The organism is Methylobacterium brachiatum, assembly GCF_020523825.1.
In the GTDB taxonomy this organism is placed as follows: domain Bacteria; phylum Pseudomonadota; class Alphaproteobacteria; order Rhizobiales; family Beijerinckiaceae; genus Methylobacterium; species Methylobacterium brachiatum.
Genome location: NZ_JAJALK010000016.1, coordinates 54,607 through 67,260 on the forward strand (window position 1 = coordinate 54,607; position 12,654 = coordinate 67,260).

Genomic DNA, 12,654 nt, shown 5'->3' on the forward strand with positions numbered 1-12,654 from the left:
CCAGACATCGGACCTTCCCGAGGTCGGGCGTTCAGCCGGGCTGGAGCGGTCAGGTTCTCGTTCATGGCATGCCCGGCCTCAGAAAGGACTGGGCCCGAATTTTGTCCGTGCCAGAGATCGTGAGGCGTTCGACGGCTCCACCTGCAGGCGGCCGACGGCTGCGAAACCGGCGTGACCGGTCAGCCTGCCTGATCGGGAGATGTCGCCCGCGGCTTCGTTCATGCGGGCGCGCGGCGACCTCCGGGCCATCATCAGGCCGTCGAGGCTCTGGTTGCCTCCGCAACCAAGGCATCGAGCGCCTCTCAAGCGGGACAGTCCACCGTCAGCGGCAGAGCCAGCCCCGCCGGCCACACAAGCGTCACCCGAGCGGCATCCGCCGGGTCTCGACCGCGATCAGCAGCGTGAGCGCGGCGGCGAGCGCGAGCAGCGCCGCGAAGGCACCGAGCGCGAGGTTGAAGCCGCTCGCCAGCACCGGCGCCAGGACGGACGGTGCGAGCAGGCCCCCCAGGCGGGCCGCCGCGCCGGCGCTGCCCATGCCGGTGGCGCGGAGTTCCGTGGGATAGAGCTCGGGCGTGAAGGCGTAGAGCGCCCCCCATGTGCCGAGCAGCGCGAAGCTCATCAGGAGCGTCGCCGCCGCGAGGAAGCCGACCGACGATCCAATGCCGAACGCGAGACAGCCGAACGCGCTGAGGAGCAGGAAGGCGATGAGGGTCGGACGTCGCCCCCAGCGCTCCACCCCGTACGCGGCGAGCGCGTAGCCCGGCAGCTGCGCGAGCGCGACCAGCACGAGGAAGGCCTCGCCGCGCAGGAAGCCGAAGCCCTGTCCCGCCAGCCGCACCGGCAGCCAGACGAAGACGCCGTAATACGAGGCCGACACGAGCAGCCAGACGGCCAGGATCAGCACCGAGCGCCGCCGGAGGTCCGGGCGGAAGATCGAGCCGGCGGATCTCGGTGTCCCGAGCGATCGGGCAGCCTGCGACAGGTTCGGCGCGCTGGCGGGGCGTCCGTTCGTGCGCGCGACCCTCGCGAGCACGGCCTCGGCCTGCGCGGTGCGGCCGCGCCGGAGGAGGAAGAGCGGCGATTCGGGGATCAGGATGCGCAGCCCGAGGCCGACCAGCGCGGGCGCGGCGGTGATCATGAACACGATCCGCCACGCCTCCTCCGGTCGCGTCCCGTGCGCGGCGAGCGAGGCCAGCGCCAGCACCACGGTGCCGACCGCCCAGAAGCCTTCCAGCGCCACCAGCCACCGGCCCCGCCGATCGGCGGGCAGGAACTCGGCCATCATCGCGTAGTCCACCGGCAGCGTGCCGCCGACCCCGAGGCCGGTCAGGAACCGCAGGGCCAGGAGCCAGCCGAAGCTCGGGGCGAAGGCCGAGGCGAGGCCGAAGGCGGCGTCGATCAGCACGGTCGCGATCAGGACAGGCCGGCGCCCGAAACGGTCGGCCAGGCGGCCGAACAGGAAGGCGCCGACCAGCATGCCGAGAAAGAGGGCGGTTCCCGTCTGCAGCGCCTGCTGGACGGGGATGCCGAATCCGGCGGCGATCGAGGGGGCGGTGAAGCCGATGGCGAGCACCTGCATCGCGTCCGCCGCCCAGACGAGGCCGAACAGGGCGAACAATCGCTTCTGGAACGCGCCGACGCCGGTGGCGGCCAGCGCCGCATCGTAGGAGGCCGTGGTCATTCTCATACCCCGAGCGGCGGATGCCGATCGCCCGGTCGGCCGGACCGGCGTCTCCGCGCGATCGGGCCGCGGCGACGACCGGGACCGTCTGATGCACAAAGACCCGGCAGCTGGCCACAGGGCCGCGCGTCTCGGACGCGTCAAAGGTCTGGATGGCGGTCGCTCGCGGCCGGATCCGCGTCGATCCGGATGACTCAGCCCTCGTCCCGGCGCGAGCGCGCACGCTCGCATCCTGGTCTGAGGGGCGTCTATCTCTGATCTGATGCTTTAAGCACGTCGAATATCCGCCGTGCGCTATCACCGTGCCCTGCCATCGTACCTGCCGCCCCATCACGTCGGTTTCCCAGGCTGTCGCGACTGCGATAGGACGGCGTGCGCGCGACCGCCCGTCGGGCGGGTTTTCGGGGCGGGTGGGGATGCCATGGCAGGCAAGGATGAGGCGACATGGCGGGTCGGCGTCCTGTTCTCCCGCAGCGGGGTCAGCGGCATCACGGAGACCGAGCACTTCCTCGGCACCGCCCTCGCGATTGAGGAGATCAACACCGCCGGCGGCGTGCTCGGGCGGCCGATCGAACCGATCTGCTACGATCCGGCCGGCGACAACGACGCGTATCGGTCCTATGGCCGCCGGATGCTCGCCGAGGACGGGGCCGAGGTGATCTTCGGATGCTCGCTCTCGGCCAGCCGCAAATCGGTTCTGTCCACCGTCGAGCGGCACAACGGCCTGCTCTGGTACCCGTCGATCTACGAGGGCTTCGAGTACTCGGAGAACATCATCTATACGGGCGCGACCCTCAACCAGAACGTCTTCGCGCTGGCAGATTACCTCCTGCAGGAGCATGGCCCGCGGATCTTCCTGATCGGGTCCGACTACATCTACCCGCGCGAGTCGAACCGGGTGATGCGCGATCTCATCGAGGCGAAGGGCGGGAGCATCGTGGGCGAACGCTATGCGCCGCTGGACGCCGACGACGCGGCCCACGCTGCGATGATCGCCGAGATCCGGCACGCCGCGCCGGACGCGGTGTTCTCGACCGTGGTCGGGCGCGGCGCCGAGCGGCTCTACCGGGCCTACGCGGCGTCGGGGATCGACCGGGCGCGCTGCCCGATCGCCAGCCTGACCCTGGCGGAGGGACAGATCCGGGCGATCGGCCCGGAGCTGTGCAGCAGCCACGTCCTGGCCGCCTCGTATTTCGCGGCCCTCGCGGGCGAGGAGAACCGGCGCTTCCGGGCAGCCTTCGAGGCGCGGTTCGGGCCCGGGCGCCCGACCAGCATGTGGTCGGAAACGGCCTACGCGCAGGTGCATCTCTTCGCCCGTGCGCTGGCCGAGGCCGGCACCCTCGATGCCGGGCGCCTGGGCGCCGCGGCCCTGCGGCAGCGCCTCGCGGCACCGGAGGGCGAACTCGCCTTCGACAGCGAGACGCGCCACATCTGGCTCACCCCCGGGATCGGCATCGCCCGCCCGGACGGGCAATTCGACGTGGTCTGGCGGGCGCGCCGGCCGGTGCGGCCCGATCCGTACCTCGCCTGGTCCCGGTTCGAGACGAACTGGCTCGACGAGGGGATGGCCGCGTGACGGCGCCCGCCCGCAAGATCCTGGACGACCTGAGGCGGGCTCGCGCCCTGGTCATCCATCCGAGCGACGAGGAGGGCGCCGCGCTCCTGGAGCAGCTCCGGCGCCTCGGCTGCGCGGTCTCCCTCGTCTGGCCGCCGCCGGCGGCCCTGCCGCCGGACATCGACACGCTGTTCATCCAGCTCGACGACGCGCAGGTGATGCACCTCCTGCCGTCGATCGAGGAGATCGAGCCCGCCGTCATCGCCATCGTGGCCTACGAGAGCCCGACATCCCTGAAGGCGATCGCCGACGTCAACGCCCACGGCGTGCTCAACAAGCCGCTCCACCCGCGCGGGGTGCTGACCCAGTTCGCCCTGGCGCGCTACCGGCGCGGCTACGAGGGCCGGTTGACCAGCAAGATCAACCGCTTGGAGGAGACCATGAAGGGCCGCCGCACCGTCGAGAAGGCGGTCCGGCTGCTGGTGGAGCTCAACCGGATCGACGAGGAGGCCGCCTACAGGATGCTCCGGGATCGCGCGACCGCCTCACGGGTGCCGATGGCGAGCGTGGCCGAGAGCGTGGTCTCGGCCCACGAGGCGATGAGCGGCCTCGGCCTGCGCATCGCGTTGGCGGAAAAGACCTGACTGCAGCATCGTGCCGCAAATATCGCCTTGCGGCGCGTCTTCAGGCGCGTATCGTAGTCTTACCGGGCAAGGTTGCCCCGCAGCAGGATTGCTGCATCACATCTCGGCTTTGGAGCCTCTGGTCCGCGGATGATGTCCGCGCCCAGGGGCTTTTTGCGTTTTGGAGCCAGCATGATCCAAGCGAGCGATCCCGCACGCCCGCCGTTACGGGTGTCCTGCATCCAGTTCGAGCCGCAATTCGGTGCCGTGGCGGCCAATATCGCGCGGGGAGCGGATCTCATCCGCGCCGCCGCGGCGGAGGGCAGCCGCCTGATCGTCCTGCCCGAACTCGCCAGCACCGGCTACGTGTTCGAATCCGACGCGGAGGCGGCCTCCCTCGCCGAGCCGGTGCCGGACGGGCCGACGACCCGGGCCTGGGCGGCGCTCGCGGCGGAACTCGGCGTGCACATCGTGGCCGGCATCGCCGAGCGCGCGGGCGCGACCCTCTACAACGCCGCCGTGATCGTCGGGCCGCAGGGCTACATCGGCACCTACCGGAAGGCGCATCTCTGGGACCAGGAGAACGTGTTCTTCGCCAGGGGCGATCTCGGCTTCCCGGTCTTCGACACGGCGCTCGGCAAGATCGGGATCGCGATCTGCTACGACGGCTGGTTCCCCGAGACCTTCCGGCAGCTCGCCCTCGGGGGCGCCGAGATCGTCTGCATCCCGACCAACTGGGTGCCGATGCCCGACCAGCCCGCGGGCGAGGCCGCCATGGCCAACACCCTGCACCGGGCCGCCGCCCATACGAACGGCCTCTTCATCGCCTGCGCCGACCGGGTCGGCGTGGAGCGCGGCCAGCCCTTCGAGGGCCAGAGCCTGATCATCGGCCCCAAGGGCTGGCCCCTGGCCGGCCCGGCGAGCCGCGACCGGACCGAGACCCTCTCGGCCCTGGTCGATCTCGACGAGGCCGGCCGCAAGGACCTGAACGCGTTCAACTCTCTCCTGCGCGACCGCCGGACCGACATCTACGGCTGACCCCGCCCCGCATCGTCTTTTCCAGGAGCCCATTCATGGTGACACGTTCTCTCATCGGCACCGCCGCCGCGCTCGTGCTCGCGGCCTCGGCCGCGCAGGCCGCCGACGGCAAGCCGATCGTCATCGGCGTGCCGATCGGCCTGTCGGGGGCCAACAGCGTCGTCGCCCCCTCGGTGGTGCAATCGGCGGAGCTCGCGGTCGCGGAGATCAATGCGAGCGGCGGCGTGCTCGGCCGCAAGCTCGTTTTGGAGGTGGCCGACGACGCCTCCGGCGCGGCCGGCGCCCAGAAGGCCTTCGACGGCCTGATCTATCAGAAGAAGGTCGACGTCCTGATCTCGATGGAGACGAGCGCGGCCCGCAACGCCGGCCTGCCCGCCGTCACCAAGGGTCGCGTGCCGTACATCTACACCTCGTTCTACGAGGGGCATTCCTGCAACAAGAACATGTTCGTGAATGCCTGGGTGCCCGAGCAGCAGGTGCCGCCGGTGGTCGACGCCTTCAAGGCCAAGGGCGCCAAGACCTATTTCCTCATCGGCAGCGATTACGCCTTCGGCCGCGGCATGCTCGGCTTCGCCAAGAGCTACGCCGAGAAGACCGGCGGCAAGGTGGTGGGCGAGGAATACCTGCCGATGGACGGCAGCGACTGGACCGCGATCATCTCCAAGCTGAAGGAGGCCAAGCCCGACGCGCTGATCACCTCCACGGCCGGCGGCGCGCCGAATGTCACGCTCACCAAGCAGCTGCGCGGCGCCGGCGTGTTGCTGCCCTTCGCCAACCTCGCCCTGGACGAGGGCACCGCCAAGAGCATGGGCGCCGACGCCGAGGGCGTCTACCTCTCGGCCTCCTACGTGACCGGGATCGACAGCCCGGAGAACAAGACCTTCCTGGCCGCCATGAAGGCGAAGTTCGGCGCCGAGCTGCGCACGCCCAACGATCTCTCGGTGCCGGAATACGAGGCGATCTACCTCTACAAGGCCGCCGTGGAGAAGGCGGGCGGAACCGAGACGGCGAAGGTGCTCGAGGCCCTGCCCGCTGTGAGCGTGACCGGGCCGCGGGGCACGATCCGCATGAGCAAGCAGCATCACGCCCCCCTGACCATGTATCTCGGCCAGATCCAGAAGGACGGCACCGTGAAGGTCGCCGGCACCTTCAAGGACGTCGATCCCGGCGAGCAGTGCCCGAAGCTGCCCTGAAGGGCGGGGGCTGAGGGATCCGACGATCTCCAGCCCTCTCGGAGGCAATCGGTTCCCCGTTCTCGCTGCCGCTACGCGGCTCCGAGATGAAGCGCGGGTCCCCTCTCCCGTGCGGGAGAGGGGGCAGGTCGCGCCCTGCCACCACTGCCGGCGTCCACCGGAGATCCGTGATCATCGTAGCCTCCGCGGGGCAGGGCGCGCCTCGTCACCCGCCGCGCCCTCTGCCGATCCCGCGCACCCGGAAACCCCGATGCTCCTCACCCTCGACATCCTGACCACCGCGGCGATCCTGTTCATCGTCTCGATCGGCCTGCTCGCGATCTTCGGGGTCCTGAAGATCATCAACTTCGCCCACGGGGCGTGGCTGACGGTCGGCGCCTACTGCGCCGTGGTGACGGCCAAGCTCGGGCTCAATCCCTGGGCGGCGCTGCCCCTGGCCTTCGTGGTCGGCGCGGCCCTCGGCGGGCTGGCGGAGCATTTCATCATCCGCCCCCTCTACCGCCGGCCGCTGGACGCGATCCTGGCCACCTGGGGGCTCGGGATCGTCGTCGGCCAGCTCATCACCCTGGCCTTCGGCCGCGACGTCCAGCTCACCCCGAACCTCTATGCCGGCACCGTCGCTGTCCTGGGCGTCGAGTACTCCGCCTACCGGCTCGTGGCCCTCGGCATCGCCCTCGTCATCGGGATCCTGTTCGCCCTCACCATCGAGCGGACGCGGCTCGGCCTGTCGGCCCGGGCGGTGATCATCAACGAGACCCTGGCCCGCAGCCTCGGCATCGATACCGGGCGGGTGCGCCTCGTCGTGTTCATGATCGGCGCGGGCCTGGCGGCGCTGGCCGGCGTCCTCCTGACGCCGCTGACCAGCGTCGATCCCAACATGGGGGTGAGCTGGCTGATCGGCGCCTTCATGCTGGTGATGGTGGCCGATGCGTCCTTCCTGGCGCTCGCGGCCGCCTGCCTCGTCTTCGGAGCCGCGCAGGTCCTGATCAGCACCTTCATCAGCCCGATCCTGGGCAGCATCGCCGTCGCGGTGCTCGCGGCTCTCGTGCTGCGGATCAGCCCGAAAGGTTTCTCCCGTGCTTGAGACCCTTCCCGTCGCCGAGCGCGCCGCCGCGGCGCCCCGCGGACGCCGCCTGTCCCGCGCCGCGCCCTTCGTGGCCGCGGCCCTGGCGGCGCTGGCTCTCTGGATCGCGCCGCTCTTCCTCGACACCTTCGCGGTCAACGTCCTGACCCGCTCGATGATCTACGCGGTGCTGGCCGTCACGGTGGACCTGCTCTGGGGCTTCGCGGGGATCCTGACCTTCGGGCAGGCGGCGTTCTTCGGCATCGGCGCCTACGCCACCGCGATGATCCTCGCCGCCTACGGGGCGACGCCGCTGGGGATCGCCGCGGCCATCGCGGCGGCGCTGGTCGCGTCGGCCCTGCTCGGGCTCGCGGTCGGCTGGCTGTCCTTCTACCACCGCTCGACGCCGCTCTACGCCTCGGTGATCTCGCTGGTCGTCCCGATCGTCGTCGTGCAGCTCATCTATTCGGGCGGGGAATGGACCGGCTCCAGCAGCGGCCTCGTCGGGTTCGACGTGCTGCCCTTCGAGAGCGAGGGCTATTTCCGCCTCGCGGCGCTGGCCCTGATCGCCGTCACGCTGGCGGCCTGGATCCTGGTCCGGTCGGATGCCGGGCGCGCCCTCGTGGCCTTGCGCGACAACGAGGCGCGCTGCGCCTATCTCGGCCTCAATCCCCGGCGCCTGCAGATCCTCCTGACCGCCGCGCTCGCCGCCGTGGCCGGGCTCGCGGGCTTCCTGTTCGCCAACGCCTCCGGCGTGGTCGCCCCCGAGAATGCCGGCTTCCTGTTCGGCACCGAACTGGTGATCTGGGTGGCGCTCGGCGGCCGCGGCACGCTGCTCGGCCCGGTGCTGGGCACGATCGCCATCGACTACCTCGCGGCCAATCTCTCCGGCGATCTGCCCTTCCTCTGGCAGCTCCTGCTGGGGACGGCCTTCGTGGCGATCATCATCCTGCTACCGGGCGGGCTCGCCGACCTCGCCGGCCGGCTGTGGCGGGCGCTGCCGCTCGGCCGGCCCGAGCGCGCCGCCCCCGTCCTGATGGCACGGGAGGCTACCGCCGCCGCGGCAGCGACGGATGCTCCGATCCTCAAAGTGGACGGCCTGGCCAAAGCCTATGGCAGCCTGACCGTGCTGGAGGGCATCGATCTGGAGATCCGCGCGGGCGAGCTCGTCAGCCTCGTGGGCCCCAACGGTGCCGGCAAGACCACGCTGATGCGCTGCCTCAGCGACGGCACCGAGCCCTTCACCGGCGCGATCGCCATCGGCGGCACGGCGATCACCGGGCTGACGCCGAACCGGATCGTCGGGCTCGGGGTCGGGCGCAAGTTCCAGGTTGCGAGCGTGTTCGAGAGCCTGTCGGTGGCCGATTGCCTGCGGCTCGCGCGGGCCCCGCATGACGGGCTGAACCCGGTCGGCCGGGACCCGACGCTGGGCCTTCCGCAGGCGGCCCTCGACGTCCTGCGGATGACCGGCCTCGACCGCCTGCTGACGCAGCCCGCGCGCCTCCTGTCCCACGGCCAGAAGCAGGCGCTGGAACTCGCCATGGTGGTGGCGTTGGAGCCGCGGCTGATCCTGCTCGACGAGCCCACCGCCGGCCTGACCAAGGCCGAGCGCACCACCATCGGGACCGTCCTCAAGGCCCTGACCGCCGGACGCCGGATCGCCGCCGTGCTGGTCGAGCACGACCTCGATTTCGTGCGGGAGATCTCGTCCCGGATCGTGGTGCTGCACCAGGGCCGCCTGGTCCTCGACGGCACGGTGGACGCGGTCGTCGGTTCCGAGCTGGTCCGGACCATCTATTCGGGAGGCGCCCATGGTTGAGGCCGCACGACGCACCGAGCCGGCGGGAGCCGCCCTCACCCTCGATGCCGTGTCGAGCGGCTACGGCGCCGTCTCGATCGTGAAGGACGTGTCCCTGGCGGTGGGCGCGGGCGAGATCGTCGCCCTTCTCGGCAAGAACGGCATGGGCAAGACAACCCTGCTCAAGACCGTCCTGGGAATGGTGACCCTGCGCGGCGGCAGGATCACCATCGGCGGGCAGGCGCTCTCCGGCCTCTCCCCCGCCAAGCTCGTGGCGCTCGGCGTCGGCTACGCGCCGCAGGAGCAGCCTTTGTTCCAGGACCTGTCGATCCGCGACAACCTGCGCCTGGCGGTCCCGTCCGACCGCCACCTCCCGGACGCGCTGGAGCGCCTGGTCGGCCACTTCCCGTTCCTGAAGGACCGGCTCGCCCAGCGCGCCGGCACGCTCTCCGGGGGCGAGCAGAAGATGCTGATCCTCGGCCGCGCCCTGATGCTGCGCCCGCGCCTGCTCCTGATCGACGAGATCTCCGAAGGCGTGCAGCCCTCGATGGTCGAGCGCCTGCGCGCCGTGCTCCTGGCGGAGCGGGCAACGGGCCTGTCCATGCTGGTGGTGGAGCAGCACGTCGCCTTCGCGCTGGGCCTCGCCGACCGTTACGCCGTGCTCAAGCTCGGCGAGATCGTCGACAGCGGCTCGGCCAAGGCCCCGGATGCGCAGGCCCGCGTCATCGACCATCTCGCGGTGTGAGGCACGATGGAACTCAACACCTTCTCCATCGCCGCCCATTGTTCCCGGACCGGGCAGCTCGGCGTCGCAGTGGCGAGCGCCGTGCCGGCTGTGGGCGGCCTCTGCCCGTACATCCGTGCGGGGATCGGGGCTGTGACCACCCAATCCTGGGTGAACCCCTACCTCGCCCTGCGCATCCTCGACGGGCTTGCGGGAGGGCAGACGTCGGACGCGGCCCTGGCCGCGGCGCTCGAGACCGACGACCGGTCGGACCTGCGCCAGATCGGGCTCGTGGATGCGGGCGGGGCCGCCGCGGCCTGGACCGGCGCCGGCTGCACGGCAGAGGCCGGGCACCGCACCGGACCGGGCTACGCCGTGCAGGGCAACATGCTGGCCGCCCCCGGCGTGATCGACGCCATGGCCCGGGCCTTCGAGAACGGCGCCGGCTGCGACCTCGACGAACGGCTGATGCGCGCCCTCGAGGCCGGCGACGACGCGGGCGGCGACCGGCGCGGCAAGCAATCGGCGGCGCTGAGAATCGTCGCGCGCGAGGACTATCCGTGCCTCGACCTGCGCGTCGACGAGCACGCCGCCCCCGTCGCCGAGCTGCGCCGGATCCTCGCCGTGGCCCGGCGGCAGCTCGTGCCCTTCGTGGCCGGGATGCCGCGGAGGGACGGTCCGGCCGGCGCGCTACCGGAGGACGTCGCCGCGATGCTCCTGCGGCCGCCCGCGGAGCGGCCCGGCGCGGTCGCTCCAGGCGCGATAGACTCGCTGCACGCGATCGCCGGCCTGCCCCCGGAAGCGGCCGGACGGGTCGCGCATCTGCATGCGCAATTCGCGCCGGTCCTGGCCGAGATCCGAACCCTGCGCGACCTCGACCTCGCGGCGGTCCATCCCCCGGTCGTCTTCGACCCGAGCCTTCCCTATCGCCGGGTGCCCCATGAGTGACGCCATCTGGATGAGTGACGCCATCTGGTCCCTGCCGATCACGGAGCTCGCCCGGCGGATCGCGGCGCGGGAGCTGTCGAGCGTCGAGCTCGTCGGTGCCTACCTCGACCGGATCGGGCGCCTCGACGGCGACCTCCAGAGCTTCGTATGCCTGTCGTCCAGCGCCCTCGACGCGGCGCGGGCGGCGGACGAGGAGATCGCCCGGACGGGACCGCGGGGGCCGCTCCACGGCATCCCGATCGGCATCAAGGACAATTACACCACCGCCGACCTGCCGACCCGGGCGGGCACCTCGGTCGGGGCTCTGACCTTCCCGCAGGAGGACAGCCATTGCGTGGCGAAGCTGCGGGCGGCCGGCGCCGTGATCCTCGGCAAGCTGCGCATGCACGAATTCGCCTGGGGCATGGTCACGCCGCCGACGCGCAACCCCTGGGATCTCGCGCGGGTGCCCGGCGGATCCAGCGGCGGCTCGGGGGCGGCGGTGGCGGCCCGGCTGTGTCCGGCAGCGCTCGGCTCGGACACGGGCGGCTCCATCCGCATCCCGGCGGCCCTCTGCGGCGTCGTGGGCCTCAAGCCAACCTACGGACGGATCGGCCGCTCGGGGATCGTCCCGCATTCCTGGTCCCTCGACCATGCCGGGCCGCTGACCCTGACGGTGGCCGACGCGGCGCTTCTGCTCCAGGTCCTGGCGGGCCCCGATCCGGCCGACCCTGCAGCCGCCACCGCCCCCGTGCCGGACTACACGGCCGGGCTCGACGCGCCGGTCCGCGGATTGCGCGTGGCGGTGATCCGCAACCACTTCTTCGAGGCCATCGACGCGGATGTTGCCGCGGCGGTGGAGGATGCGATCGGCTTCTTCGCCCGGCAGGGCTGTCCGGTGCGCGACGTCACGGTGCCCGCCCTGCGTTACGGGCTCGGCGCCATCTACGCCATCGAGCTGGCCTCCTCCACGGCCTACCACGACCGCAACCTCGCGCAGGGCCACGTGGCGGGCTTCGCCGCGGACGTCCGCGACCTGGTGGAGATGGGCCGGTTCGTGACCGGTCCGGACTACCTCCGGGCCGAGCAGGCCCGAGGGCTGATCATGGCCGAGATGGCCGCCGCGCTGGACGAGGCGGACGTGATCGTCACCCCCACCACGCCGCTGACCGCGTGGCGGACCGACGAGACGACGGTTGCGCTCGCGGGGCGGCCGGAGAGCGTCCTCGCGGCATCCTGGCGCCTGACCTATCCGTTCAATCTGACCGGCCTCCCCGCCATCGCGCTGCCCTGCGGCTTCGACCGGCGCGGCCTACCGATCAGCCTGCAGATCGCCGCCCGGCCCTTCGCAGAGGCCACGGTCCTCCGATTCGCGAACCGGTATGAGCAAGCACACGATTGGTGGCGCCGGGTCCCGCAGCGCGCGCGCACCGTAGCCGGGTTTTTTTGAGTAGGGCCGCATGCTTTCACCGCCCTACGTTCGGCCGTGACAGTCCAGGGCACACGAGACCAGCCGCGGCCGTGTCTCCCACCACCCTGGGCCGGCCCCTGGTACCGCCACAAGCACCGACACCGGCGTCGATCGCTTCGACGATCGACACGCTCACCGCAAGGAAATCCGCATCCGTTCGGCGAGGAACGCGGATACCGGAAGGGGCGCAGAAGACCGCGTAAGCATGTCCGAGGTTGCCTTCGGCCGCGTGCCGCGGGGCATGTCGTCTGCAGAAACCGTCGTTGTGCACATCCCGAGCCCGTCAACCGCGAGCCGGACATCCGGCCGGAACCGGACCGCTCGGTCAGCGCGGATCCTGCACAACCCCGGAGCGGGCCCTCGATTCGATCAGCGCGATTGCCTGCGCCTGTGGTCGCGTCATCGTGCACCGGCTCCGCACGTGCAATGGCTGTCATCGGCGGCAGTGCAGCGACTTACGGTTTCACCAAGTCTCAATTCCGAAGCAAGCCTGGATGCCGTTTACGAAGACGCGACAATCCCGTGCTGCGTGTCGTTTGCAAACTTGAATGGGACGACAGTTCCGGCGACACAGATCACAA

At 71.1% G+C, this 12,654-nt stretch carries 10 protein-coding genes; 9 read left to right on the top strand and 1 reads right to left on the bottom strand.

Features of this window, described 5'->3' with window-relative positions:
* Window positions 1–358: 358 nt before the first annotated feature.
* A complete protein-coding gene (locus LGR69_RS26075; RefSeq protein ID WP_230367841.1) occupies window positions 359–1,681 on the bottom strand; it encodes an MFS transporter in 1,323 nt (440 codons plus the stop codon).
* A gap of 421 nt (window positions 1,682–2,102) precedes the next feature.
* On the opposite strand from LGR69_RS26075, the gene LGR69_RS26080 reads away from it, so the two are divergent.
* From LGR69_RS26080 to LGR69_RS26120, 9 genes are all read left to right on the top strand, one after another.
* A complete protein-coding gene (locus LGR69_RS26080; protein WP_091859121.1) occupies window positions 2,103–3,257 on the top strand; it encodes a transporter substrate-binding domain-containing protein in 1,155 nt (384 codons plus the stop codon).
* On the top strand, window positions 3,254–3,880 hold the full coding sequence (locus LGR69_RS26085) for an ANTAR domain-containing response regulator (protein ID WP_122161690.1): 627 nt from the start codon (window positions 3,254–3,256) through the stop codon (window positions 3,878–3,880). The genes LGR69_RS26080 and LGR69_RS26085 overlap by 4 nt, the downstream gene beginning before the upstream one ends.
* Before the next feature lie 171 nt (window positions 3,881–4,051).
* A complete protein-coding gene (locus LGR69_RS26090) occupies window positions 4,052–4,897 on the top strand; it encodes a nitrilase family protein (protein ID WP_230367842.1) in 846 nt (281 codons plus the stop codon).
* 35 nt (window positions 4,898–4,932) lie between these two features.
* The gene (locus LGR69_RS26095; protein WP_230367843.1) at window positions 4,933–6,090 is read left to right on the top strand and encodes a substrate-binding protein; all 1,158 of its coding nucleotides are present in this window, start codon (window positions 4,933–4,935) and stop codon (window positions 6,088–6,090) included.
* 250 nt (window positions 6,091–6,340) lie between these two features.
* Window positions 6,341–7,174 carry a branched-chain amino acid ABC transporter permease gene (locus LGR69_RS26100; protein WP_230367844.1) on the top strand — a complete coding sequence of 278 codons (834 nt, stop codon included), beginning with the start codon at window positions 6,341–6,343 and terminating at the stop codon, window positions 7,172–7,174.
* Window positions 7,167–8,972, top strand: coding sequence for a branched-chain amino acid ABC transporter ATP-binding protein/permease (locus tag LGR69_RS26105; RefSeq protein WP_230367845.1), 1,806 nt, complete (start codon window positions 7,167–7,169; stop codon window positions 8,970–8,972). The genes LGR69_RS26100 and LGR69_RS26105 overlap by 8 nt, the downstream gene beginning before the upstream one ends.
* Complete coding sequence (locus tag LGR69_RS26110; protein ID WP_091859104.1) at window positions 8,965–9,696, top strand: ABC transporter ATP-binding protein; 732 nt, start codon at window positions 8,965–8,967, stop codon at window positions 9,694–9,696. Before LGR69_RS26105 ends, LGR69_RS26110 begins: the two co-directional genes overlap by 8 nt.
* A 6-nt stretch (window positions 9,697–9,702) precedes the next feature.
* Window positions 9,703–10,623, top strand: coding sequence for a DUF1028 domain-containing protein (locus LGR69_RS26115; protein WP_230367846.1), 921 nt, complete (start codon window positions 9,703–9,705; stop codon window positions 10,621–10,623).
* A 10-nt stretch (window positions 10,624–10,633) separates the two neighbouring features.
* Entirely contained in the window at window positions 10,634–12,052 is a 1,419-nt protein-coding gene (locus tag LGR69_RS26120; RefSeq protein WP_230367847.1) for an amidase, read from the top strand.
* The last annotated feature ends 602 nt before the right edge of the window (window positions 12,053–12,654 follow it).

Coding starts and splice junctions, on each gene's coding strand:
- LGR69_RS26075 (WP_230367841.1), bottom strand. CDS start 1,681: ATGACCACGGCCTCCTACGATGCGGCGCTGGCCGCCACCGGCGTCGGC.
- LGR69_RS26080 (WP_091859121.1), top strand. CDS start 2,103: ATGGCAGGCAAGGATGAGGCGACATGGCGGGTCGGCGTCCTGTTCTCC.
- LGR69_RS26090 (WP_230367842.1), top strand. CDS start 4,052: ATGATCCAAGCGAGCGATCCCGCACGCCCGCCGTTACGGGTGTCCTGC.
- LGR69_RS26095 (WP_230367843.1), top strand. CDS start 4,933: ATGGTGACACGTTCTCTCATCGGCACCGCCGCCGCGCTCGTGCTCGCG.
- LGR69_RS26100 (WP_230367844.1), top strand. CDS start 6,341: ATGCTCCTCACCCTCGACATCCTGACCACCGCGGCGATCCTGTTCATC.
- LGR69_RS26110 (WP_091859104.1), top strand. CDS start 8,965: ATGGTTGAGGCCGCACGACGCACCGAGCCGGCGGGAGCCGCCCTCACC.
- LGR69_RS26115 (WP_230367846.1), top strand. CDS start 9,703: ATGGAACTCAACACCTTCTCCATCGCCGCCCATTGTTCCCGGACCGGG.
- LGR69_RS26120 (WP_230367847.1), top strand. CDS start 10,634: ATGAGTGACGCCATCTGGTCCCTGCCGATCACGGAGCTCGCCCGGCGG.